This window comes from Candidatus Nanopelagicales bacterium (genome assembly GCA_037045355.1).
Lineage (GTDB): Bacteria > Actinomycetota > Actinomycetes > S36-B12.
This window is the reverse complement of sequence record JBAOHO010000010.1, coordinates 82,128-105,931: the sequence shown is the minus strand read 5'-3', so window position 1 is coordinate 105,931 and position 23,804 is coordinate 82,128. Positions and strand designations below refer to the sequence as shown.

Annotated in this window: 20 protein-coding genes; 18 read left to right on the top strand and 2 right to left on the bottom strand. The window is 69.7% G+C overall.

Features of this window, described 5'->3' with window-relative positions; genetic code table 11:
* Positions 1 to 358: 358 nt before the first annotated feature.
* Positions 359 to 568 (bottom strand): hypothetical protein, encoded by a 210-nt coding sequence (locus V9E98_04280; GenBank protein ID MEI2716204.1) that lies wholly within the window; start codon positions 566 to 568, stop codon positions 359 to 361.
* Positions 569 to 1,511: 943 nt separating this feature from the next.
* On the opposite strand from V9E98_04280, the gene V9E98_04275 reads away from it, so the two are divergent.
* The 11 genes from V9E98_04275 (at position 1,512) to rodA (ending at position 10,810) form a co-directional block, all read left to right on the top strand.
* The gene (locus V9E98_04275; protein ID MEI2716203.1) at positions 1,512 to 2,054 is read left to right on the top strand and encodes an FAD-dependent oxidoreductase; all 543 of its coding nucleotides are present in this window, start codon (positions 1,512 to 1,514) and stop codon (positions 2,052 to 2,054) included.
* Between the two features lie 36 nt (positions 2,055 to 2,090).
* Positions 2,091 to 2,543, top strand: a complete 453-nt coding sequence (locus tag V9E98_04270; GenBank protein ID MEI2716202.1) for a hypothetical protein — start codon at positions 2,091 to 2,093, stop codon at positions 2,541 to 2,543.
* 88 nt (positions 2,544 to 2,631) lie between these two features.
* Positions 2,632 to 3,966 carry a folylpolyglutamate synthase/dihydrofolate synthase family protein gene (locus tag V9E98_04265; protein MEI2716201.1) on the top strand — a complete coding sequence of 445 codons (1,335 nt, stop codon included), beginning with the start codon at positions 2,632 to 2,634 and terminating at the stop codon, positions 3,964 to 3,966.
* Positions 3,963 to 4,349, top strand: coding sequence for a DUF4233 domain-containing protein (locus V9E98_04260; protein MEI2716200.1), 387 nt, complete (start codon positions 3,963 to 3,965; stop codon positions 4,347 to 4,349). Before V9E98_04265 ends, V9E98_04260 begins: the two co-directional genes overlap by 4 nt.
* A gap of 44 nt (positions 4,350 to 4,393) precedes the next feature.
* The gene (ndk, locus tag V9E98_04255; GenBank protein ID MEI2716199.1) at positions 4,394 to 4,807 is read left to right on the top strand and encodes a nucleoside-diphosphate kinase; all 414 of its coding nucleotides are present in this window, start codon (positions 4,394 to 4,396) and stop codon (positions 4,805 to 4,807) included.
* 258 nt (positions 4,808 to 5,065) lie between these two features.
* Positions 5,066 to 6,076 (top strand): rod shape-determining protein, encoded by a 1,011-nt coding sequence (locus V9E98_04250; GenBank protein MEI2716198.1) that lies wholly within the window; start codon positions 5,066 to 5,068, stop codon positions 6,074 to 6,076.
* Between the two features lie 3 nt (positions 6,077 to 6,079).
* On the top strand, positions 6,080 to 7,087 hold the full coding sequence (gene mreC, locus V9E98_04245; protein ID MEI2716197.1) for a rod shape-determining protein MreC: 1,008 nt from the start codon (positions 6,080 to 6,082) through the stop codon (positions 7,085 to 7,087).
* On the top strand, positions 7,084 to 7,635 hold the full coding sequence (gene mreD / locus V9E98_04240; GenBank protein MEI2716196.1) for a rod shape-determining protein MreD: 552 nt from the start codon (positions 7,084 to 7,086) through the stop codon (positions 7,633 to 7,635). Before mreC ends, mreD begins: the two co-directional genes overlap by 4 nt.
* On the top strand, positions 7,628 to 7,903 hold the full coding sequence (locus V9E98_04235) for a hypothetical protein (GenBank protein ID MEI2716195.1): 276 nt from the start codon (positions 7,628 to 7,630) through the stop codon (positions 7,901 to 7,903). Before mreD ends, V9E98_04235 begins: the two co-directional genes overlap by 8 nt.
* Positions 7,890 to 9,662 (top strand): penicillin-binding transpeptidase domain-containing protein, encoded by a 1,773-nt coding sequence (locus V9E98_04230; GenBank protein MEI2716194.1) that lies wholly within the window; start codon positions 7,890 to 7,892, stop codon positions 9,660 to 9,662. Before V9E98_04235 ends, V9E98_04230 begins: the two co-directional genes overlap by 14 nt.
* Positions 9,659 to 10,810 (top strand): rod shape-determining protein RodA, encoded by a 1,152-nt coding sequence (gene rodA / locus V9E98_04225; protein ID MEI2716193.1) that lies wholly within the window; start codon positions 9,659 to 9,661, stop codon positions 10,808 to 10,810. Before V9E98_04230 ends, rodA begins: the two co-directional genes overlap by 4 nt.
* A gap of 105 nt (positions 10,811 to 10,915) precedes the next feature.
* Here rodA and V9E98_04220 read toward each other — a convergent pair whose 3' ends face one another.
* A complete protein-coding gene (locus V9E98_04220) occupies positions 10,916 to 11,803 on the bottom strand; it encodes an alpha/beta hydrolase (GenBank protein ID MEI2716192.1) in 888 nt (295 codons plus the stop codon).
* Positions 11,804 to 12,194: 391 nt separating this feature from the next.
* Between V9E98_04220 and V9E98_04215 the strand changes: the two genes are divergently transcribed.
* The 7 genes from V9E98_04215 to rplU all read left to right on the top strand — a co-directional run bounded on the left by V9E98_04215 (position 12,195) and on the right by rplU (position 23,803).
* Positions 12,195 to 14,114 (top strand): TIGR03960 family B12-binding radical SAM protein, encoded by a 1,920-nt coding sequence (locus V9E98_04215; GenBank protein ID MEI2716191.1) that lies wholly within the window; start codon positions 12,195 to 12,197, stop codon positions 14,112 to 14,114.
* The gene (locus V9E98_04210; GenBank protein MEI2716190.1) at positions 14,111 to 14,791 is read left to right on the top strand and encodes a TIGR03936 family radical SAM-associated protein; all 681 of its coding nucleotides are present in this window, start codon (positions 14,111 to 14,113) and stop codon (positions 14,789 to 14,791) included. Before V9E98_04215 ends, V9E98_04210 begins: the two co-directional genes overlap by 4 nt.
* 169 nt (positions 14,792 to 14,960) lie before the next feature.
* Positions 14,961 to 16,820 carry a hypothetical protein gene (locus V9E98_04205; GenBank protein MEI2716189.1) on the top strand — a complete coding sequence of 620 codons (1,860 nt, stop codon included), beginning with the start codon at positions 14,961 to 14,963 and terminating at the stop codon, positions 16,818 to 16,820.
* Positions 16,821 to 17,053: 233 nt separating this feature from the next.
* The gene (locus tag V9E98_04200) at positions 17,054 to 18,595 is read left to right on the top strand and encodes a hypothetical protein (protein MEI2716188.1); all 1,542 of its coding nucleotides are present in this window, start codon (positions 17,054 to 17,056) and stop codon (positions 18,593 to 18,595) included.
* 1 nt (position 18,596) lies between these two features.
* A complete protein-coding gene (locus V9E98_04195; GenBank protein ID MEI2716187.1) occupies positions 18,597 to 20,471 on the top strand; it encodes a glycosyltransferase in 1,875 nt (624 codons plus the stop codon).
* Between the two features lie 484 nt (positions 20,472 to 20,955).
* Complete coding sequence (locus V9E98_04190) at positions 20,956 to 23,364, top strand: Rne/Rng family ribonuclease (protein MEI2716186.1); 2,409 nt, start codon at positions 20,956 to 20,958, stop codon at positions 23,362 to 23,364.
* A gap of 127 nt (positions 23,365 to 23,491) precedes the next feature.
* A complete protein-coding gene (rplU, locus tag V9E98_04185) occupies positions 23,492 to 23,803 on the top strand; it encodes a 50S ribosomal protein L21 (GenBank protein ID MEI2716185.1) in 312 nt (103 codons plus the stop codon).
* The last annotated feature ends 1 nt before the right edge of the window (position 23,804 follow it).

Below are 23,804 nucleotides of genomic sequence, written 5' to 3'. Positions count from 1 at the left end.
GGACACCGTGCGTGCCAGGGCTGCGGCGAGGCACTCGGCGCCCGCTACGCGCTCGACGCCGCCATGCGAGCCACCGAGGGCCAGACTCGTGGCGGTCAACGCCACCGGCTGCCTGGAGGTCTTCTCGACCCCGTACCCGGAGACCAGCTGGCAGATCCCGTGGCTGCACTCGCTGTTCGGCAACGCCCCCTCGGTGGCCACCGGAGTGGCGGCGGCGCTGCGGGTCAAGGGCCGCGACCGACGTGCGGGTCGTCGCGCAGGGCGGCGACGGCGGCACGGTGGACATCGGCATGGGCACCCTGTCGGGCATGTTCGAGCGCAACGACGACGTGCTGTACATCTGCTACGACAACGAGGCCTACATGAACACCGGCGTGCAGCGCTCCGGCGCCACGCCGCCCGCCGCGCGCACCATGACCACCCAGGCAGTCGGACGCACATCCCGGGCAACCAGTTCGGCCAGGGCAAGGACCTGCCCCGCATCGCCATGGCCCACGAGATCCCCTACGTCGCCACCGCCACGGTCGCCGACCTGCGCGACCTCGAGGCCAAGGTCGAGCACCGCCATGTCGCTCCGCGGCGCCCGCTACCTGCACGTTCTCGTGCCCTGCCCGCTGGGCTGGGGTTCCGCGCAGCGGCGAAACCATCCTGCTCGCGCGCCTGGCCACGCAGAGCGGGCTGTTCCCGGTCTTCGAGGCCCGCGACGGCGAGGTGACCTCCGTCGCCCCGATCCGCACGCCGCGTGCCCGTCACCGAATACCTGTCGCCGCCAGAAACGGTTCGCGCACCTGTTCAAAGACCCGCCCGCCACCGAAGTGACTCGACCGCATCCAGGCCCACGGCCGACCGCAACATCGCCCGCTACGGCATCGCAGGAGGTCGCCGGTCATGAGCGACAAGCCCTTCGCCATCACCCTCGACGTCGGCTCCAGCCTGGCCAACAAGACCGGCTCCTGGCGCACCGAACGGCCGCGTGTACCGCAACGCGCTGCCGCCGTGCAACGACGCCTGCCCGGCCGGGCGAGAACATCCAGGGCTGGCTCTACGAAGCCGAGGAGGGCAGCTACGAGGCGCGCCTGGAGCGCTGCTGGTCACCGACAACCCGTTCCCCGCCATCATGGGCCGGGTCTGCTACCACCCGTGCCAGATCGGCCTGCAACCGTGCCCAACTCGACCAACCGGTCGGCATCAACTCCGTGGAGCGGTTCCTCGGCGACGCCGCGCTGTCGCGACGGCTGGCAGCTCGACCCGCGCCCGCGGCCGACACCGGCACGACGCGTCCTGGTCATCGGCGCCGGACCTTCCGGACTGTCCGCCGCCTACCACCTGCGTCGATTCGGTCACGCGCGTCACGATCCGCGACGCCGGTCCCGAAGCCGGCGGCATGATGCGGTTCGGCATCCCCGCCTACCGCCTGCCCCGCGACGTCCTGGACGCCGAGATCGACCGGGTGCTCGGCGCTCGGCATCGATCTCGAACTCGATACCCGCGTCGACAACGTCCTGGCCGCCATGACCGACGACGGGTTCGACGCCGTATTCCTCGCCGTCGGCGCTCACATCGGCAAGCGTGCCTACATCCCGGCGGGGGAGTCCGCCCACGATCCTCGACGCCGTGTCGCCTGCTGCGGGGCATGGAGGACGACGAGCCAGCCGCTGCTGGGACGGCGGGTGGTCGTGTACGGCGGCGGCAACACCGCCATGGACGCCGCCCGCACCGCCAAGCGGCTCGGCGCCGACGAGGCGATCGTCGTGTACCGCCGCACCCGCGACCGCATGCCCGCCCACGACATCGAGGTGCAGGAGGCCCTTGAGGAGGGTGTCCTGATGCGGTGGCTGTCCACCATCAAACACGTCGACGCCGGGCACGATCGCCGGTCGAGCGGATGGAACTCGACGACACCGGATTCCCGCAGCCCACCGGCGAGACCGAGGAGCTGGCCGCCGACTCGCTCGTGCTCGCCCTGGGTCAGGACGTCGACCTGTCGCTGCTCGACGGGCGTGCCCGGGTCTGGAGGTCGACGGATGGTGTCGTGCGCGTCGACGAGCGCATGATGACCGGGCACCCCGGGCATCTTCGCCGGCGGCGACATGGTCCCCAGCGAACGCACCGTCACCGTGGCCGTGGGCCACGGCAAGCAGGCCGCCCGCAACATCGACGGCTGGTTGCGCGGGGAGCAGTTCGTGCACGCCCGCGCGGCCGCCGCTGGCGACCTTCGACACGCTGAACACCTGGTACTACACCGACGCGCCCAAGACCGTGCAGCCCGACGCTGGACGTCGCCCGCCGCGCTCAGCACCTTCGACGAGGTCAAGCAGGGCCTCGACGAGTCGACCGCCCTGTTCGAGGCCCGCCGCTGCCTGTCGTGCGGCAACTGCTTCGGCTGCGACAACTGCTTCGGCGTGTGTCCCGACAACGCGGTGCTGCAAACTGCCGCGCGGCTCCGAGGCCGGCGACAACGGCCGCGACTACGCGTTCGACCTCGACTACTGCAAAGGCTGCGGGATCTGTGTCCACCGAATGCCCCTCGGGCGCGATCGTGATGGTGCCCGAGCAGACCTGAGCCCGGATGTACCCGGGCTGAGCGTCGGCTGAACTTCTGACTCGCCGCGCTGCCCATAGACTGCGACAGTGACGGAACCGCCCGACCTCGCTGATGTGACCGAGGAACTGCTGGCGAGGCAGCCCGAGACCGACATGGTGCCCACCCTCGACCGGGTCGCGCGGGTCATGGAGTTACTCGGTGACCCCCAGCGGTCGCCGCGGATCGTCCACATCACCGGCACCAACGGCAAGACCTCCACCGCGCGCATGATCGAGACGCTGGTGCTGTCGTCCGGTCTGCGGGTCGGCACCTTCACCAGCCCCCACCTGAACTCCGTGACCGAACGCATCCGCGTGGACGGGCACCCGATCGGCGCCGAGGAATTCGTCGCGTCCTACGAGGACATCCGACCCGTCATCGACATCGTCGACACCGAACAGGCAGCCGAGGACCGTCCGGCGCTCACCTTCTTCGAGGTCCTCACCTGCATCGCGTTCGCGGCGTTCGCCGACGCTCCGGTGGACGTTGCCATCATCGAAGTCGGACTCGGCGGCCGCTGGGACGCCACCAACGTCGCCGATGCCGACGTCGCCGTGATCACCCCCGTGGCCCTCGACCACGAAGTCTGGCTCGGCCACACCATCGAACAGATCGCCGCCGAGAAAGCCGGGATCATCAAACCCCGATCGATCGCGGTGATCGGCCATCAGGACCCCACGGTCATGGCCCTGCTGCTGCAACGCTGCGCGGACGTCGGTGCCGCGGCGCGGGTGGTCGGCCGTGACATCGACCTGGTCGAGCGGGTCGTGGCGGTCGGGGGGCAGGTGCTGGGCATCCGGACCGTCACGGGCCAGTACGACGAGGTGTTCCTCGGTCTGCACGGCGGCCACCAAGCCGACAACGCGGTGCTCGCCGTGGCGGCCGTCGAGGCGCTGCTGGTGTCGCACTCCGCACTGGATTCGGCACTGGTCGATGCCATCGGCAGCGTCACGTCACCGGGTCGCCTCGAAGTGGTGGCCCGTGAGCCGACGGTCCTGATCGACTCGGCACACAATCCCGCGGGCGCCCGCGCCCTGGCCCAGGCGGTGCGGGACTCGTTCACTTTCCCGGACCTGACCCTCGTCCTCGCGGCGATGGCCGACAAGGATGTCGCCGGCATCATGAGCGCTCTGCGCGATGTCGCCGACCGCGTCGTCGTCACCCGGAACAACTCCTGGCGTAGCTGTGACCCCCAGACCATGGCCGAACTCGCGGCCGCCGTGTGGGGCGCGGACCATGTCGATGTGGAGCCCGACCTGGCCGAGGCGTTGACGGTCGCCCGCCGCCACGCGGAGCAGACCGGCGGCGGGGTGCTGGTCACCGGCTCCGTCGTGACGGCCGGAGACGCCCGCACGATTCTGGGTGCGGAGGAACCGACATGAGGGTGCTGGGGTCGACGGTCCTGGTCTTCGAGTGGCTCATCGTGGCCCTCGGCGTTCCGGTCGCCATCAACACCGCGGGCGTGCCCGCCACCGGGGCGTGGGTGTTCCTCGCGGTGGTCACCGCGCTGATTGTGCTGTCGATCGCCACGATCACCCGTCCACTCGGGGTCGGCCTCGGGTGGGTCGTCCAGGCTCTGATCCTCGCGGCCGGATTCGTGGTGCCGCTGCTGATCCTGCTGGCCGTCATCTTCGCGGGACTGTTCTTCGTCGCTGTGCAGCAAGGGCGCCGCGTCGACGCGATCCGCGCCGCGCGGACAGTGGCCCCCGCCGACCCCGAGCCCGGCGGCGTCGGGGACACTGAACCGGTGAGCGACGGCCGCTGAGGCCGCCGCCGATCCGCCAGCTTCTTCCGAAAGGACCTCAACCGATGACCGAACGCACGCTGATCCTGGTCAAGCCCGACGGCGTCGCCCGCGGGTTGATGGGTGAGGTCATCGCCCGCATCGAGCGCAAGGGGTTCCGGTTCGTCGCGCTGGAGTTGCGCACGCTGGACGCCGACACCGCGGGCCGTCACTATGCCGAGCACAAGGACAAGCCGTTCTTCGCCGACCTGGTCGACTTCATCACCAGCGGCCCCCTGCTCGCCGGTGTGATCGAAGGCCCCGACGCCATCGCCGCCTGGCGCACAATGATGGGTGCCACCAACCCGGTCAATGCTGCTCCCGGCACCATCCGCGGCGACCTCGCCACGGAGATGCAGAACAACGTGTCCCACGGCTCCGATTCGCCCGAATCCGCCGTCCGCGAGATCGGAATCTTCTTCCCCGAGCTCAGCGCCTGACAGAGCCCGGATACGCCGCTTCGCACCGCCGCGAGCGGGGTGGCCGGCGATTGCCCACTTAGCCGAGCGCCCGGCCATTACCCGGCCAAGGCATCAGGGCATTGCCCGGATCGGGTGAGTCGCGGATCGACTCGCCGTGGCACCTTCCTCCGGGCCCCTTCGCGAAGTACAGTTGCGGCCTGACGGAGTTGGGCCGTCGGGATCGAACAGCCGCTGTGCGGCGTGGTGGGGTGAGTGATGGGGTTCGAGGCTGCCCTCATGGGACGCGACCTCGCGGTCGACCTGGGCACGGCCAACACCCTTGTCTACGTCCGGGGTCGCGGCATCGTCGTCGACGAACCGAGCGTCGTGGCCGTCGACCAGAACTCCGGCGCGGCGATCGCCGTGGGGGAGCGCGCCAAGGAGATGCTCGGGCGCACGCCCGACGACGTCACCGCCATCCGCCCGCTGCAGGTCGGGGTCATCGCCGACTTCGAAGCCGCGGAGGACATGCTGCGTCACTTCGTGCAACGCGCCCAGCCGCGGCGCGCGCTCGCGAAACCCCGACTCGTGGTGTGTGTGCCCTCGGGAATCACCGGAGTCGAACGCCGCGCCGTCGAGGACGCCGGCTATGCGGCCGGGGCTCGCCGGGTGTTCCTGATCGAGGAACCCATGGCCGCGGCCATCGGCGCGGGCCTGCCCGTCTACGAGGCGGCCGGCTCCATGGTGGTCGACGTGGGTGGAGGCACCACCGAGGTCGCCGTCATCTCCTTGGGTGGCGTCGTGGTCAGCCTGTCCGCCCGGATCGGCGGCGATGCCATGGACGAGGCTCTGGTCCAGTACATGAAGAAGCAGTACTCGCTGCTGCTCGGCGAGCGCACCGCCGAGCGCGTCAAGATGTCCATCGGGTCGGCGTACCCGGCGGCAGGTGAGCCCGACGCCGAGATCCGCGGCCGCGACCTCGTCTCAGGGCTGCCTCGCACGATCGTCGTATCGGCCCAGGAGATCCGCGAGGCCCTCGACGAGCCCGTAACCGCCATCGTCGACGCCGTGCGCGACACGCTTGACCGCACCCCACCGGAACTCGCCGGCGACGTCATGGACCGCGGCATCGTGCTCACCGGCGGCGGTTCGCTGCTCGGTGGCCTCGACGAGCGACTGCAGCACGAAACCCGCATGCCCGTGCGCACAGCGCCCGACCCGCTGCGCTGCGTCGCGCTCGGAGCCGGGCGGTGTGTCGAGGAGTTCTCGGACCTGCAGCCGCTGCTGATGAACCGACCCCGGCGGTGACCGGTGAGCACTTCCCCGACTCGCACCCAGCCAACCCGCACCCAGCCAACCCGCACCGCGCCAACCCGCACCCCGCCGACGCTCGCCGAAGCCCCCCGACCCCAAGTCCACGCCAAATCCCAACCCCAACCCCGACCCCAGCCCCGGCTGAGTGACCCCGACCTGCGGACCCGGCGCTGGCGGCGGTGGGCACCCGGACCGGTCGCCCTCGTCCTGATCCTCGCGAGCCTCGCGCTGATGCTGCTCGACCTGCGCGGCGGACCCACCGACGCGCTCCGCAGCGCCGGGGCAGTGGTCGGCGGCCCCCTGCAATCGCTGACCGATTCGGTACTGGGGCCGGTGCGCACGGGGGAGTTCCGCCGCGCCGACACCCAGGCACTGCAGCAGCAGGTCGCCGACCTCGAGGAGGCCAACCGCCGGTTGCAGGCCCAAAGCGACATCCTGGCCGAACAACTCGCCGACGCTCCCGAGCAGCGGGCCGCCGCCTCAGCCGCCCAACGCCGCGTCGAGTCCGCCGTCGCCGCCCGAGTCGTGGCGGCCGATCCCGGGCTCGGGTCGGCAGCCGTCACCATCGACGTAGGCAGCGCCGACGGTGTCGTCGTGGACAGCCCGGTGCTGGTGGCCGGCGGTCTGGTGGGACGGGTCGTCACGACGGCAGCGACCACGGCGACCGTCCTGCTCGTCACCGACCCGGGTAGCTCGGTGGCCGTGCGGGTGGGCGCCGACAGCGCGCTGGCCCAGGGTACCGGCGACCGGCACAGCGTGACCCTCGGATACCTGGACCCGCTGGTCCCCGTCGAAGTCGGTCAGAAGGTGGTCACGCAGGGCTCCGACGACGACTGGCCCTACCCCGCGGGGCTGCCGGTGGGCACCGTCCGCGCGATCAGTGGCGACCTCGGCGACCTCGACCGCGTGGTCACCGTCGAACCCGCAGCCGGCATGAGTTCGCTGGACCACGTCATCGTCCTGACCCGGCCCACCGATTCCGCGCGACCCGAGGGCACGCCATGACCCCGCGGCAGTGGCAGATCGCCACCGCGGCGCTGATCCTGCTTGCGGCCGTGCTGATCCAGTTCGTGGTGTTGGCCCGGTTGCCGTTCGCCGGACCCGGCCTGGTGCTCGTGGCCGTCGTCGGGATCGCCATGGCCGCCGGGCAGAGCGCCGGGGCCATCGCCGGGTTCGCCGCTGGGCTCACCCTGGACATCTTGCCCCCCGGCGACGGGCTTATGGGCGCCACCGCTTTGGCGCTGGTCGTGGTCGGTTACCTGGCCGGGCGGGTGCGCGACCCGCGCGGCCTCGCCCCGCTGCAGTTGCTCGGCATCGTGGCTCTTCTCGCCGTGATCGGCGCCGCCATCAGCACCGGTTTCGGGCTGCTGCTGGGCGACTCCGCCGCGGCCGTGCAGCCCACCGTGCTGGCGCTCACGGTCTATGTCGTCGGAACCGCCGCTCGTGGGCGTGGTCGGTGTCCCGCTGATCGGTGGGGCTCTGCGTCGGGTCACGGGTGTGCGGCGCCGTCGGCGGCGCATCGGAACCGTGGCCGGGTGAGTGCCGGTGCATGAACGTTCCACACTGCGGCTGGCCCTGTTCGGGGTGTTCCTCGCCGCCCTGCTCCTCGTCCTCGCCGGGCGACTGGTCGAACTGACGGTGGTGCGTGGGCCCGCCCTGGCCGAAGCCGCCGAGACCAACCGCACCCGGGTCGTGCCCGACCCCGCCCCCCGCGGACTGATCCTCGACTCGTCGGGCCGGGCACTGGTCGCGAACACCGCCGCCGCCGGCGTGCTCATCGATCGTCAGGTCCTCGCCGAACAACCCGATGGTGGGAGCTGACGTCCTGCGTCGCGTCGCGCCTCGGCTCGGTCTTACGGTCAAGGAGCTGCGCAGCCGCCTGGTGCTGTGCGGCACCGACGGCGCACCGCCCCGCCCGATCTGCGACGACGGCAGCCCGCAGACTCCCGTGTCGGTGCTCAGCAAGGACCGCTCCGAACTGCTGCCGCTGGCGGAGACCCCCACCGACTACCCCGGCGTGACCTTGACCAGTGCCGTGAAGCGCTCGTATCCCGCCGACGGGGTCAGCGGCGGGCACCTGCTGGGATACCTGGGATCGGTGTCCGCCGAGGAGCTCGCGTCGGACGAGATGCTCACGTCGTCGGACCTCATGGGCCGCGGGGGATTGGAACAGCAGTACGACGCCGAACTGCGCGGCTCCGCCGGGCAACGACGCTTGCTGGTCGATGCCGCCGGTGACGTTCAGGGCACCGAGCAACTGGTGCCTGCCCAACCCGGCACCAACCTGGTGACGTCCATCGACGCCCGCCTGCAGGCCGCCGTCGAGGCCGCGCTGAACAACGCGCTCGCCTACGCGGGCAGCCCCGACGCCCGGGCGGGCGCTGTCGTCCTCGACGTCACCACCGGCCGCGTGCTCGCCATGGGCTCGAAGCCCGACTTCAGTCCCGCGGTGTGGGTCGACGGCGTCACCCAGGCCGACTACCGCCGCCTGTCTCGCGGCGGGGCGCTGGTCGACTACCCGGTCTCCGGAACCTCCCCGCCCGGGTCGGCGTTCAAGCCGATCAGTGTCCTGGCCATGTTGCGCTCCGGCTACACCACCACCGAGCCGTACGACTGCCCCAGTACCTACACCGCAGGGGGACGCACGTTCACCAACCACGAGTCCGAGGCGTTCGGCAGCCTGTCGCTGCAGCGGGCTCTCGAGGTGTCGTGCAACACCGTGTTCTACCGTGCCGGCGACCGGCTGTGGCGCCTAGGCGGAGGAGAGAAGCAAAGTCAGGGCGACCTCGGTCCGGTGGCCCAGGCAGCCACCGACCTCGGCCTGGGACGAGCCACCGGCGTCGACCTGCCCAACGAAGTCGGCGGAATGGTCGCCAGTCCCGCGCAGAAGTACGACCTGTGGCTGCAGCGGCGCGACGCCTGGTGCGCGGCTGCCGAATCGAAGTACCCGGAAATGCGTCGCACCGACCCGGCCAAAGCCGACTACTACACCGCACTCGACCGCGAGAACTGCCGCTCGGGTCAACTGTGGCGGCAGGGCGACGCCGTCAACGCCGCCATCGGGCAAGGGTTCACGGCCACCACGCCTCTGCAACTCGCCGTCGCGTACGCCGCGATCGCCAACGGCGGCACCCTGTGGCAGCCCACGGTGGCCCGAGCATTGGTGCAACCCGACGGCTCCATCGCGCGCGAACTCGCCCCCCAGGCCATGGGCCAACTGACCGGCGACCGGGCCGCCCTGCGGTTCCTGCGTCGCGCGCTGGAGTCGGTACCCCGATCGGGTACCGCGGCCGACGCCTTCGCGGGATTCCCGCTCGATCGGTTCCCCGTCGCCGGCAAGACCGGGTCCGCGCAGGTCGAAGGCGAGAACTCCACATCGTGGTTCGCGTCGTTCGCCCCGGCTGACGCCCCCCGCTACGCGGTCGTGGCCATGGTGACCAACGGCGGCGCCGGGGGCGAGACCGCCGCTCCCGCGGCCCGGCGGATCTACGAGGCGCTGTTCGGGGTCGGGATCGAGCGGGTGTTCGGACCCGAGGGTCCGCCGCAGCAAGTGGCCGAGGTCCGGGGGATCGGCGAATGACCATCACAAGCCCCCGGCCCCGCCTGGCTCTGCGGCAGCGCGATCGACGCCATGCCGCCCGCCTCGACTGGGTGCTGCTCGCCTCGGCGCTCGCGCTGTCCCTGCTCGGCTGCGTCCTCGTCGCCTCGGCCAGTGCTGCCACCACGGGCGGTGCGCCAGCCAAACGCCAGTTCCTGTCCGTGCTCGCAGCCGTGATCCTCGCGTACGCCGTCAGCCGGGTCGAACCCCGATCACTGCGCGCGTGGTCACCGGTGCTGTACCTCGTGGCCATGGCCGGACTCCTGCTGCCGTTCACACCACTGGGCGTCGAGATCGCCGGCGCCCAGGCGTGGGTGTCGCTGCCCCTCGGCTTCACCGTGCAGCCGTCGGAGTTCGCCAAACTCGCGCTCATCTGCGCCCTGGCCACCACGCTGGCCGTCGGTCCCCGCGACCAGGCGATCGGCAACGATGTCGTCGTGCGGGCTCTGGCTCTGGCGGCGCTGCCGCTCGCACTCGTGCTGGTCGGCAACGATACCGGCTCGGCGATGATCATCACCGGCATCGTCGCGGCGATCATGCTGATCGCCGGGGTGTCGTGGCGGTGGCTCGCCGGTCTCGGGGGCGCTGCTGTCGCCGTCGCGGTCGCGGCCATCAGTCTGGGGTTGCTCGCCGACTACCAGATGCAGCGACTCCTCGCGTTCCTCGACCCGACCGCGGACCCGTGGGGGTCGGGACTGAACACTCTGCAGGCGCGCGTGGCCGTCGGATCGGGGGGCGTGACCGGTCGGGGACTGTTCGACGGGCCGCAGACCCAGGGCGGGTTCGTGCCCGTCAACGACTCCGACTTCGTGTTCACCGTCGCCGCCGAGGAACTCGGCTTGCTCGGAGCGCTGGTGCTGCTCGCGTTGCTCGCGGTGCTGCTGTGGCGGGGTCTGCGGATCGCGTTCGACGCTCGCGACATGTTCGGCCGACTGATCGCGGTCGGCGTCGTCGCCTGGTTCGCGTTGCAGGCGTTCGAGAACATCGGCATGAATCTCGGGGTCATGCCCGTCACCGGCGTCACGCTGCCGTTCGTGTCCTACGGCGGATCGTCCATGATCGCGGCCTGGCTGGGGGTCGGACTGCTGCAGTTGGTGCGGTTGGCCAGCAATCCGCCGCCGCGCGTCTGAGGGATCCGCGTCCGAGGGGTCCGGGTGCGAGGAGTCCGGATCCGAGGAGTCCGGGTTCGAGGAGAGGGATTCCGGCTCGGCGGATCGAACCCACCACAGGGCGCGCTACCGCCGCAGGAAATCGACGATCCGGGTCTGCGCACTGGCGGCGTCCGCGGACGCCCACACCGCCAGATGGGTGCCGTCCGGAATGGTGAGGACGGTGTTGTCCGGCAGCTGCCCGGCGGCGAAATCGGTGTAGGAGGGCGGCAGGTCGGTGTCGGCGGTGCCCTGGACCAACAAGACCGGAACCTGAACCGAGTCGAGTTGCAGCGAGTCGATGGCGGCGAACGTCGTCATGTCGTTGTCGGTTCCGGCGCGGCGATCCCCCCGGTGGCTGACCGTGCCCGCGAGGCTCAGGACGAACTGTCGCTGCACCGGGTCGGCGCAGACCTGGGCGACCAACTGTTGGATCTGTTCCTTGTCCAGATCACCCTCCGTGGACAAGGTGGCGGCGATCAACTTCTCGGGCTGATGTCGGGCCATCATGCCGATGAGCCAGTTGCCCGGCCGGGTGCCGAACGTGAACTTCTCGTCCATGCCCAGATGCCATTCGTACCGCCGGCTGACAGCCGCCACCGCCACCAGTGCGGTGACCCGGTCCGCGTGCCGCACCGCCATCCGATACGACGACGGACCGCCTCCGGACCAGCACAACACCCCGGCCTGTGGAATCTCGAGCGCGGTCAGGAGGGCCGCGTGGAGGTCCGACTGCGCGTCGATCGATGCGTTGGCTTCTGTCAGCGGCGTTCCCAGGTAGCCCGGCCGCGACGGGACCACGACCCGGAATCCGGCAGTGAGCAGGAACTGGGCCATCAGCCAGCCCGCGTCGGCGCCGCCCGGGCTGCCATGGACCACGAGCACGGCTGGTCCATCGCCCGCTTCGAGGAACTCGACCGGGCCGCGGTCGGTGTCGATCGTGCGTGTGGCCGGGGTGCCGGGGATCGCAGGCATGAGGTCCTCCTACTGTCGGGCTCGCCGAGCGGCTGTCGGGCTCGCCGAGCGGCTGTCGGGCTCGCCGAGCGGCTGTCGGGCTCGCCGAGCGGCTGTCGGGCTCGCGGAGCGGCTGACCGGCTCGCGGTGGGGCCACGGTAGTACGGCTTCTTGCCCTGATGTCGAGGTCGACTGCCAACGGGGCTGTGGCCGGACGTCGGCTGTGGCCGGACGTCGACGTGCAGGGCGGCGGCTGGAGTGCCAGGTCGCTTGGGTGGGAAGCGGCGTACCCTGCGTCTCTGGTGGGCGTAACTTGGGGCGTGATCTAGGGAGGCGCGGTTCTGGGGCGGATTCCCGGGGGAGTGGTGTTGGGGGCGTAATCTGGGGCACTGCCACACTCCCGGAGGTCTTCATGGCGGCTTCGCTGTACCCGCAGTTGGAGCCCCTGCTCGCCTCGGTGACCAAACCCATTCAGTACGTCGGTGGCGAGGTCAACTCGGTCGTCAAGGACTGGGATTCGGTCGCGGTCCGATGGGCACTGGTCTATCCGGACGCCTACGAGGTCGGGTCGCCCAACCAAGGGCTCCAGATCCTCTACGAGGTCCTGAACGAGCGCCCCGACGCCTTGGCGGAACGTGGCTACGCCGTGTGGCCCGACCTCGAAGAGCAGCTGCGCGGCGCGGGGTTGCCGTCGTTCACGGTCGATGCGCACCACTCACTGGCGGACTTCGACGTCGTCGGTGTGAGCCTGGCCACCGAACTCGGCTACACGAATCTGCTCACCCTGCTCGACCTCGCCGGAATCCCACTGCACGCTGCGGACCGCGGCGACGACCACCCCATCGTGCTGGTCGGTGGCCATGCGGCGTTCAACCCCGAGCCGATGGCGGCGTTCATCGACGCGGCGGTGCTCGGCGACGGCGAACAAGCCGTCGGGCGCGTCACCGACATCATCGCGGCCTGGCAGTCCGCCGGTCGGCCGGGCGGGCGAACGGCCGTCCTCGAGCAGTTGGCTCGCACTGGATCCGTCTACGTACCGGGGTTCTACGACGTCGACTACGCCCCGGACGGGGCCATCACCCGCATCGCCCCCAACCGGCCCGGAATCCCGTGGCGGGTCAGCAAGCACACCCTGATGGACCTCGATGAATGGCCCTACCCCAAAGCGCCCATCGTCCCGGTCGCCGAGACCATCCACGAACGGATGAGTGTGGAGATCTTCCGCGGCTGCACCCGGGGCTGCCGGTTCTGCCAGGCGGGCATGATCACGCGCCCGGTGCGGGAACGCTCCACCACCACGATCGCGGACATGGTCGATTGCGGCATCGCCCGCACCGGGTTCGACGAGGTCGGCCTGCTCAGCCTGTCCAGCGCCGATCACTCCGAGATCGCGGGCATGACTCGGACATTGGCCGACCGCTACACCGACACCCGCACCTCGTTGAGCCTTCCGAGCACCCGGGTCGATGCGTTCAACATCGATCTGGCCGAGGAGTTGTCCCGCAACGGGCGTCGGTCGGGACTCACCTTCGCCCCCGAAGGCGGCAGCGAACGGTTGCGCCGGGTGATCAACAAGACCGTCACCGAGGACGATCTGATCCGCACCGTCACCGCCGCTTACGCGGGCGGCTGGCGCCACGTGAAGCTGTACTTCATGTGTGGGCTGCCCACCGAGACGGACGAGGACGTCCTGCAGATCGGCCGGGTGGCGCGCGAAGTGATCCGCGCAGGGCGAGAAGCTGCCGGCCGCCGGGACATCCGGTGCACGGTGTCCATCGGGGGATTCGTGCCCAAACCCCACACTCCGTTCCAGTGGGCGGCCCAACTGGATGCGGTAGAGACCGATCGACGCCTTGCGCTGCTGCGCGACGACATCCGCGCCGACCGCGACTACGGCCGCGCCATCGGCTTCCGCTATCACGATGGACAGCCGGGAATCATCGAAGGTCTGCTGGCCCGTGGCGACCGGAGGGTTGCCGATGTGATCGAGACCATGTGGCGCAGCGGAGGCCGGTTCGACGGCTGGTCGGAACACTTTTCCTACGCCCGCTGGGCTGACGCCGCCGAGATGGTGTGGCACGACTCACCACTGTCGCTGGAGTGGTTCACCACCCGGGAACGACCCTTCGACGAAGTGCTGCCCTGGCAACACCTCGACTCCGGGCTCGAGGCCGAATGGCTGTGGCAGGACTGGCGGGACGCGTTGGCCGGTGACGAGGTCGGCGACTGCCGCTGGACCCCATGCTCGCAGTGCGGCGTGTGCGACCAGATGGACACCGTCATCCAGATCGGCCCCTTCTCGCCCAATCGGCCGCATGAGAGCCCGGCGTGACGCGCCGACAGCCGCCGAACGAGGCCCAACCGGTCGTCACCCGAGTGCGGATCCGTTACGGCAAGTCCGGGCGCATGCGGTTCGCCAGTCACCGTGACTTCCAGCGGGCCCTGGAACGCGCCGTCCGCAGAGCCGGCCTGCCCATAGCGATGAGTGGGGGATTCACGCCTCATCCCCGCATCTCCTACGCCAACGCCGCACCCACCGGGGCCGCCAGTGAGGCCGAGTACGTCGAACTCGGTCTGTCCGCACCGGTTGCCGCCGACGAGGTGGCCGCCGCGCTCAACGGCGCGCTGCCGGACGGTTTCCGGATCCTCGCCGCTGCCGAGGCCGACCGCACTGCTCTCGCCGACCAGTTGCAGGCCAGTCGCTGGCGTATCGAACTGCCGGACCGCAGCCGCGAGCGGATCGATGCGGCCATCGCCACGATGTGGCAGCGGGCGCCGGTGACCGTCCCACGCCTGACGAAATCCGGTACTCGCGACATTGCGGTCACCGACAACTGGGTGGCTGCCGAAGCCGACGACGACGGGGTCCTGCGGGTCGTCGTCCGGGCTGCGACCCCCACGGTCCGCCCTGACGACATCGTCGCGGCGCTGGGCATCGGACCTGCGACAGTGTGCACCCGGGAGGCGCAGGGCCCGCTCGTCGCCGGGGCCGTGACCAACGCGTTCTGACCGGTACCACCACCCTGGCGGGTCCGAGCCGGCGGATTCGGGTAGGGCGCGATCTGCCGCCTGATCCCACCGCCCCACTCAGGAGGGGCTCGCGGCCCTGAGGCCGGATCGCTGGCAGACTCCCTCGCGCTCAAGTACGATGTCGCCACCGCTGTTGGAGGGGGCTCCCATGATGTCGCTGGTGGTCTGGGCGACGAGAGTCCTGGTCGCGAGTGCTCTGGTGGTGGCCCTCGCCCCGGCGCCGCCCACGCGAGCCGCCACCACATTCATTACGGGGACCGGCAACGACTTCACCATCACGGGACCGCACGGACAGGCCACGGCCGGGATTCTGTTGCCACCCAACGCGGTACCGCAGCGACTCACCACGACGGTGCGCAGCACCTACACACTGCCGGGCAGCATCATCCTCACGGTCAACGACCGCGTCATGGCGAAGGTTCCCGCCTCGCGTGACGCGCGGCTTCGCGTTCCACTGCGACCCGGTGATGCCCGCGCCGGCCTCGTCACCGTCGGTTTTCGAGTTCAGCTGGACTCCGATGATGAGTGCATCGACACCGGCGCTTCGAGCGCAAGCTTGCTCAACCCGCGGATCGTCTACCGGCTGGTGGGCGGAGGCCCGACCAGTGTTGCGGGCTATCTCAGTCCGGGTGCCCGGGAGGTGATCGTCACGACGTCAGTCCGGCCGGTGGTCTCCGAACAGCAGGCCGCGCTGAACGCTATCGCGGTCGCCCAGAGGGTGTTCGGTCCGCAGGCCCGGGTGGTGTATGCACCTGACGTGCCGCGTCCTGCGCAGCCCGCGGCTCAGCGTGTGATCCGGATCAGTCGAGGCGGGGACCGCCCGCAGGTCGTGGTGCGAGGCGGTGTGCTGACTGTCAGTGGGCCACCGGACTCCTTGACGACATCGGTGCTGTCTCTGGCCAGCGAGTACGTGTCCGTGGCCGGTGAGCGTGTTGCGGTTTCGCCGTCAGCCAGTTTCGAGGACCGTTTCGGCGATCTCTCTCAGACCCTCGGGGATCTGGGTCTTGAGCCCCCGCCCCTCACGGGCATCGGTGACGTCGAGCTCAACCTGGGTATCGACCAGGTGGCCTTCGGACGTCCAGTCGCTGGATTCGCCCTCGAGCTCAGGGGCGCCGTCACCCCCGTGCTCGGCGGGACCGGCCGCATCAACGTGCTGTGGAACGACACCCTCGTCAGCTCCACGGCTATGACAGAGAACTCCGCGTTCGCCGCCAGCGCGACGATCGGCTCCGAGCTCGTCGAGCGTGCGAACACGCTGACCCTGCAGATGCAGTACGCACCGAAGGGCGGCTGCCGACGCGGTGAACTGCCCGCCCGTTTCGACCTCGACGACCAAAGCGTTGTCACGGCGAGCGCCGGACAGACTCTGTCCGGGTTCCAATCCATGCCGCAGCAACTCGGACAGGTGACTCCTGTGGCGCTGACGGGGGCCGCTCCGGTGCCCCAGACGCTGGCCCAGGCGGCGGGCGTCATCGCAGGCTGGCAGCGCCTCACGCCCCGGCTTTTGCGGACCGAACTGCTCGGCTTCGAGCAGTTCGCCGGCGACTCCCGGCCGGGCTTGGCAGTGGGTGTGACCCCTGCGCAGGACGCCATCCTGCGGACGCCGCTGCGGTATGCGCCATTTCGTTCCGTGGACGGACAGGCCCAACGGTTCACTGCTGAAGTGGCCGGCAGCTTCGCAGGGCTGCAGACCTACGACACGGGGCAGCGACAGCTCACCGTGCTCGGCGCGACCGGCGACGCAGGAGGCCGGTTGATGTCCAGGCTGGGCCGCCGCGCGAACACTGTCGCAGGCGGGTGGGCATCGTTGTCCGGCGACATCGCGGTGGCGCAGACGGGGGCGGCGATCACCACCTTGTCGCAGACCTCCCTGGCCGTTCAGCCGGAGAAGGTCGCAGACAGCCGAGTACTCGACTCACTGTGGCTGATCCTGAGCTTTCTGGGCGTGGCCGTGGCCGTCGTGGTGGGCCTGATCGTCCGTCGACGCAAGCGAGACGACCATGGCTAGTCGCGTTCTCAACAGTGATCTCATGCGCGGGAGGTTGCAGGTGACATGAGCGGCGGTCTCCCAGGTCCTGGGTCAGGGCTGCGCTCATGGCTCTTCGTGGGGGCGGGCGCGGGTCGCGGTGTCAGACGGATTGCGGTCGGGCCATGACACCCCCCCCGCAGACTGCGGGCACTGTTGCGCCGATCGCACTCTACGATCGGGACCGGCTTCGGTCCCGGCGAGACGTCAGGCGAGTGCCGAACACCGTCCGTGTGGGACTGGTCGCGGCCCTCATCGCCGGGGTGGCGGGGTGGTACAGCATGCGGTCCGGGCTGGCGACGGCTTACCCCGACGCGATCAGTCACGCCTCGATCGCGCGCCGGATCTGGGACGCAGACAATGCGGGGTTCGGCCAACTCGGCACCGTATGGCTGCCGGTGCCGCACCTGCTGCTCGCCCCGCTGACGTTAGTGGGACTGGGCAACGAGGACTGGTGGCGTGCCGGTCTACCGGCCGTCGTGCTGTCCTCGCTGTGCATGGGGGTGGCGGCTTCGGCTTTGTACCGTGTCCTCTTCCGTTGGCGGGTCACCAGTTGGTGGGTAGTCGTGGTGGCTCTGGGCGTCTACGTCCTGAACCCGAGCAACCTCTACGTCCACACCACCGCCCTGACCGAGCCGGTCCTGATGGCTGCCATGGCGATGGCCGCTGCCGGGCTGTCCGGGTTCTTGGCCTCTGACCGTCCTCTGACCGGTGGCGAGGTGGCCGTGTACGCGGGGCTGCCCGCAGCGGCAGCGGTGGGAAGTCGGTACGACGGATGGGTTTTCGCCGCTTCGGCGGCGGTGATGCTCTTGCTGGTCGCCCAGGCGCGCTGGCACCACTGGCGCTACAGCCTGCGGGTGGCGGTCAGCTTCGGCTTCCCCTCCGCGCTGCTCGCGTTGTGGTGGGTGTTGCTCAACGCCACCCAATACGGTGATCTCCTCGCCTTCCAGCGTGGCCCGTACTCCGCTGGCGCCTTGCAGCAGCAGTTCGCCGAGCTCGACCTGTTGCCCACCCAGGGTTCGTTGTCGCTGTCGATGTACACCTACTCGTGGACGATCTGGTATGTCCTGGGGGTGGTGGTGATAGCGGCCCTCGTGGCCGGGTTGGTGGCAATCGCGCTGCGCGAGAGATTCACGTCGCCCACGGTGCTGGTGTGGGTGATGATGTTCCCGCTGCCTTACCACGTGATGTCACTGATCACCGGTCAGACGGTGATCTGGCATCCACACAGCGAGCCGCCCGGCCTGTTCAACGTACGCTACGCCCTGCCGCTGCTGATCCCCGCAGTGCTGGCGATCGGGTACGTCGTGAACCTGACGGCCAGGTCGTGGCCCCAGCGGATCGTGCTGCCGCTGGCCGTCGGCGTGGCTGTGGCGTTCAGCTACCTGTTCCAGGTGCAGCTGCCGACCCGGGCTCCAGTCGTGATGGAAGCGAGGGCCCAGGTACCCAAGCAGGCAGCCTTGCGCACTGCGGTCGAGACTCTGCGCGCCAGCGCCTCACCCACGGACACGCTGCTGATCGATGAGACCGCTAATCCGGCCCTGGTGGAGCTCGGCTGGGACTTCTCGCGAGTTATCGGCCGCTACGACTCCCGCTTCGAGGCCGAGCTGGCCGAGCCGACCGCGTCCTGGCTGTTGTTCAACACAGAAAACTCGGCCGATGCGGTGCGGGCTGCAGGTCTGACCAACCCTGAATTCCGGCAGCGCTACACCGTGCAGTTCCGGGACGGCCCGATCCTGTTGCTGAGAAGGGTCTGACATGGTGGGCGATCAGGGCGCGCTCCGGCTCGGCGACCTCCTCATCCAGCGGGGAATGATCACATCCGAGCAGCTGTCCATCGCCTTGCGTGCCCAGCACGACCACGGTGGCCTGCTGGGTAAGCACCTAGTCCTCTACGGGTTCGCCCACAGGTTGACGATCCGGGACGCCGTCGCGGCGCAGTTCGGTCTGCGCGTGCGGGATCTGCTTGAGTATCCACCGGACCCCGCGGTGTTCGACATCGACGACCCGCTGACACTGCTGCACCGGCCCTGGCTGCCGGTCGCCCGTCGGGGGAGTACGACACTCGTGGTGACCGATGAGGTCCCTGACGCCGAGTTGCTGCGTGAGATCGAACGCTCTCTGGGAACCTCCGACATCGAGATCCAGATGACGACGTGGTGGGACATCGATCAGGCGGTGACCCAGATCTACCGGGCCCGATTGCGCACCCTCGCCGCCGACAGCCTACGTATCGAACGGCCCATCTACTCCGCGGCGCTGGGCATCTTCCGTTGGCAGACCCTTGCAGCCTGGGGCTTCCTGGCAGGGCTGCTGTTCATGGTGTTCGTCTGGCCGGGTAACGCGGTGCTGACGATCATTCTGCTCGGCAATGTTCTGTTCCTCACGGGCTTGATCTTCAAGGTCCTGACCAGCCTGCTCGGCATGGCGCTGGTATGGGGCCGTAAGTCCCCGCCGATGACGACCACCGCTGACACGGATCTCCCCGAGTACACGATCCTGGTGCCGGCCTTCCGGGAACCGAACGTGGTCGCCGAGGTCATCGGGCACATGGCTGGAATGGACTACCCTCCGAGCAAGCTGCAGATCCTGCTGCTCCTCGAGGAGTCCGACAACGAAACAATCGCGGCTGCGAAGGCCAGTTCCCCGCCCCAGAATCTCAAGATCGTGGTGGTCCCGGAGGGCAGCCCGCAGACCAAGCCGCGGGCGTGCAACTACGGGTTGTCGCTGGCTACCGGTGAACGATTGGTGATCTACGACGCCGAGGATGTGCCGGAGCCCTCGCAGTTGCGGGTCGTGCTCGGCGCTTTCGAGACCCTGCCTGACAATGTGATCTGTGTGCAGGCGCCGCTGAACTACTTCAACGCAGAGGAGAACATCCTCACCCGCATGTTCTCCCTGGAGTACTCGGCGTGGTTCGATGCGATGCTGCCCGGCTTGGACGCCACGAGGTTCCCGATCCCGCTGGGTGGTACGTCGAACCATTTCGTGACCGAAGGCCTGCGCCGGGTGGGGGCCTGGGACCCCTACAACGTCACGGAGGACGCCGACCTGGGCCTGCGGGCTGAGGCGCTGGGTTACCGCGTGTCGGTGATCCACGACAGTGGCACGTGGGAGGAGGCGTGTTCGTCGGTGCCGGCCTGGATACGCCAGCGCACCCGCTGGATCAAGGGCTACCTGGTGACGGCCTTGGTCCACTTACGCAGGCCGTGGCGCTTCGTCCAGCGGTTCGGGCTGCGAGGTGTGTTCGGCATGGCAGGACTGATCGCCGGCACCCCGCTGATGTTCCTGGCCTATCCGCTGGTGTGGATCGTGACAGTGCTGGGCGCGACCGGGATTCTGCAGGTCACCGGCTACGTGCCCGGGTGGCTGGTCGCCGCGTCAGCCTTCAACGCGTTGGTCGGCAACCTACTGGCCATCGCCATCTGCGCGGTCGCCGGATTCCGGCGTCACGGGTGGCGGATCGCGGCGTACGCACTGCTCAACCCGTTCTACTGGTTCCTCCACTCGTTCGCGGCATGGCGGGCCCTCTATCAGCTCATCCGCTCGCCGTTCCGGTGGGAGAAGACCCCGCACGGTCTCGTGGACGCGCACGCGCCGCCGTCCGCGCAGGCTCACCCCGGTCCCGGGTGATCGGTGAGCGGAGCAGCGGGTCAGGTGGGGTGGGCGACGAGTGCAACACCCCGTGATCGGTGCCATCCACGCGGCCCGTGCACTCAGAAGGTCCGTAGTCACTCAGGTGCCCGCATGGCAGGCGCGCGAACAGAGAGGCTCGTCCTCATCCGTGGCATGACCTGATCCCACCGCGAATCCGGCGGCCGCGAGGTGCCCTGTGCCATACTGCAGGCAGGTCAGCGGTCCGAACTGCTGACCGCGACGCCCCCGCCGCACGACTGCGGAGACTGTTCCGCTCAGCCCGGCGCCGCGAAGGCCGCCGCCAGCAGAACCGGTGCGGCAGATGCCTTCGCAGGCCCCCAGGGCTTCGGGCCGAACAACGGACGTCGCCGCAGGTTTCGACCTGTTGGACAGAGGACTTCCGGTCCGCCGCGGCGGACCGAACCGAGTACAGGGGCCCGAGCGGTGCAACGCACCCGGGCCCCGTGAAGGGATCGAGCACATGCTCGACGACGACGATCAGACCACAGCCGAAACAGCCTCCGACAAGGCGAGCGACGCTCCTGCTTCCGAGACCCCGGCCGACTCTTCCGCCGGCCAGACGCCTGCGCCGCGGCGTCGCCGGGCCGCCCGCCGACCCGCCGGCCCGCCCCCAGAAGCCCAGCCGGCGTTCTCGGCAGCACCCGACCCCGTCGCGCCGGAGCCCGAGCCAGCAGCCGAGCCAGAGTCACCTCCGGCTCCCCGCACCCGCCGCCGTCGGGCGGCCGTGTCCTTCGCAGCCCCAGCAGCCGATAACGCCGAGTCCGGCGAGGACTCCGCGGCCCCCCCGGCCACAGGTGCGGGCGTGCCGCTCTTCCAACCCCCACCCGAGGTCCCCGTGAAGCGGCGCAGCAGTGCCCAGTCGGGCAAAGCCGGAACCGATAGCGAGAAGACAGACAGTCCCGACAGGACCGACAAGGCCGAGAAGGCCGACAACGGGAGCACCGCCGGCGACGGGGCGGAACCCAGCGACGACGCCGCAGCCGAGAAGCCGACCTCGCGCCGCCGACGTGGCCGGCGCAAGCCGGCTGAAACGCCCGCGGAGGGCAGCGAACCCACCGACGCCGCGGCGGAGAAGCCGAAAGACGACTCATCCGCCTCAGAGTCCGATGACGAGGAGGGCGGCACGGTCCGCCGCCGTCGCCGGCGACGCCGCGGAGGCGGTGGTGGCGGTGGCGACGACTCCGGTTCGGGCAGGCAAGCCAAGGACGAAGTCACGGCCCTGAAGGGGTCGACCCGGATCGAGGCCAAGAAACAGCGCCGCAAGGAGGGTCGCGAGTCCGGCCGCCGCCGAGCACCGCTGGTCACCGAAGCCGAGTTCCTCGCCCGTCGGGAATCCGTCACCCGCTCCATGGTGGTGCGGCAGCGCGGCGAACTCACCCAGATCGCCGTGCTCGAAGACGGTGTGCTGGTCGAGCACTACGTCAACCAGGCCACCGCCACATCTTTGGTCGGCAACGTCTACCTGGGTCGGGTCCAGAACGTTCTGCCCTCCATGGAGGCCGCGTTCGTCGACATCGGCCGCGGCCGCAACGCAGTCCTGTACGCCGGAGAGGTCAACTGGGACGCCGCCGGGCTCGAGGGTCAGCCCAAACGCATCGAACAGGCTCTGTCGTCCGGGGACAAGGTCCTGGTCCAGGTCACCAAGGACCCCGTGGGACACAAGGGCGCACGCCTCACGAGCCAGGTGTCCTTGCCGGGCCGGTTCATCGTCTACGTCCCCGACGGCTCCATGACCGGCATCAGCCGCAAGCTCCCCGACAAGGAACGCACCCGCCTGCGCGGCATCCTGCGCGCCGCCCTGCCCGAAGGGGCAGGTGTCATCGTGCGCACCGCCGCCGAGGGCGCCAGCGAGGAGGACCTCGCCCGCGACGTCGAGTACCTCACCTCCACGTGGGAGCAGATCCAGGCCAAAGCCGAGAAGGCCAACCCCCCGGCCATGCTGCACAGCGAACCCGACCTGGCGTTGCGGGTGGTGCGCGACATCTTCAACTCCGACTTCGAGTCGTTGGTCGTCTCGGGTGACGATGTCGCCGACACCCTCGTCGCGTATGTCGGCGACAACGCACCCGGGCTCTCCGAGCGTGTGACGCGCTGGACCGGTACCGATGACGTGTTCGCCAAGTACCGCATCGATGAGCAACTGGCCAAGGCGCTCGACCGAAAGGTCTATCTGCCGTCCGGTGGGTCCCTCGTGATCGACCGCACCGAGGCCATGACCGTGGTCGACGTCAACACCGGGCGCTTCACGGGTCAGGGTGGCAACCTCGAGGAGACCGTCACCCGCAACAACCTCGAAGCGGCCGAGGAGATCGTCCGTCAGATCCGGCTGCGCGACATCGGTGGGATCATCGTCATCGACTTCATCGACATGGTCCTGGAAAGCAACCGCGACCTCGTGCTGCGTCGCCTGGTCGAGTGCCTGGGTCGCGACCGCACCAAACACCAGGTGGCGGAGGTCACCTCGCTGGGATTGGTGCAGATGACCCGCAAGAGGATCGGCCAGGGGCTGCTCGAGACCTTCAGCGAGCCGTGCGAATGCTGCAACGGACGCGGGATCAAGGTCCACAGTGAGCCGCTCGAGGGGCGGGGCAAGGACAAGCGGCCCCGTTCGGTGCGGCCTCCCGGCGCACACGATCCGATTGAGGCCGCGCGGGCCCGGGCGGCGGGCACCGATGCCGCCGACAGCGGCTCGGAGGAGGTCGGCGCCGAGTCGGCCGAGGCCAACGGCGAGTCGGCAGAGTCCGGTGCCGAGGCGGCTCCGGGTGAGACCGAGGTGGCTCCGGGCGATGTCCAACCGGATACCGAGGACCCCACCGACAGCAACCCGCCCGAGGGCGACCAGTCCGGGGACGCCGAGCACCCGGTTTGACCGGGCCCAAGACCACTCCGTAGCCTAGGAGGGTTGCCCCGCAGGGCGATCCCACCCAACGCGCAGGTCCGCATCACGCCGGACCGCCGCGTGACTGCGGGCCACACCGACCAAGGAGGTAGGGCCGATGTACGCCATCGTCCGCGCCGGAGGGCACCAGGAGAAGGTCGCCGTCGGCGACGAGATCGACGTCAACCGGCTGGCCGACGCCCCCGGAGACACCGTGGCGCTGCCCGCTGTCCTGGTCGTCGATGGCGCTTCGGTGACGAGCCAGGCCGACGCACTGTCCGGCGTGAAGGTCACCGCCGAGGTCGTCCAGCACCACCGCGGCGACAAGATCACCGTGCTGCGTTACAAGAACAAGACCGGCTACCGCCGGCGCCAGGGTCACCGCCAGGACCTGACCCGGCTGCGGGTCACCGGGATCGAAGGAGTCTGAC

Bases quoted from the DNA above. Each gene is read 5' to 3' on its own strand.
- V9E98_04220 (MEI2716192.1), bottom strand. From the start codon at position 11,803: ATGCCTGCGATCCCCGGCACCCCGGCCACACGCACGATCGACACCGAC.
- V9E98_04215 (MEI2716191.1), top strand. From the start codon at position 12,195: ATGGCGGCTTCGCTGTACCCGCAGTTGGAGCCCCTGCTCGCCTCGGTG.
- V9E98_04205 (MEI2716189.1), top strand. From the start codon at position 14,961: ATGATGTCGCTGGTGGTCTGGGCGACGAGAGTCCTGGTCGCGAGTGCT.
- rplU (MEI2716185.1), top strand. From the start codon at position 23,492: ATGTACGCCATCGTCCGCGCCGGAGGGCACCAGGAGAAGGTCGCCGTC.
- rodA (MEI2716193.1), top strand. From the start codon at position 9,659: ATGACCATCACAAGCCCCCGGCCCCGCCTGGCTCTGCGGCAGCGCGAT.
- V9E98_04270 (MEI2716202.1), top strand. From the start codon at position 2,091: ATGGTCCCCAGCGAACGCACCGTCACCGTGGCCGTGGGCCACGGCAAG.
- V9E98_04195 (MEI2716187.1), top strand. From the start codon at position 18,597: ATGGTGGGCGATCAGGGCGCGCTCCGGCTCGGCGACCTCCTCATCCAG.
- V9E98_04230 (MEI2716194.1), top strand. From the start codon at position 7,890: ATGGTGGGAGCTGACGTCCTGCGTCGCGTCGCGCCTCGGCTCGGTCTT.
- ndk (MEI2716199.1), top strand. From the start codon at position 4,394: ATGACCGAACGCACGCTGATCCTGGTCAAGCCCGACGGCGTCGCCCGC.
- V9E98_04190 (MEI2716186.1), top strand. From the start codon at position 20,956: ATGCTCGACGACGACGATCAGACCACAGCCGAAACAGCCTCCGACAAG.
- mreD (MEI2716196.1), top strand. From the start codon at position 7,084: ATGACCCCGCGGCAGTGGCAGATCGCCACCGCGGCGCTGATCCTGCTT.
- V9E98_04275 (MEI2716203.1), top strand. From the start codon at position 1,512: ATGACCGACGACGGGTTCGACGCCGTATTCCTCGCCGTCGGCGCTCAC.
- V9E98_04260 (MEI2716200.1), top strand. From the start codon at position 3,963: ATGAGGGTGCTGGGGTCGACGGTCCTGGTCTTCGAGTGGCTCATCGTG.
- V9E98_04250 (MEI2716198.1), top strand. From the start codon at position 5,066: ATGGGACGCGACCTCGCGGTCGACCTGGGCACGGCCAACACCCTTGTC.
- V9E98_04280 (MEI2716204.1), bottom strand. From the start codon at position 568: ATGGCGGTGCTCGACCTTGGCCTCGAGGTCGCGCAGGTCGGCGACCGT.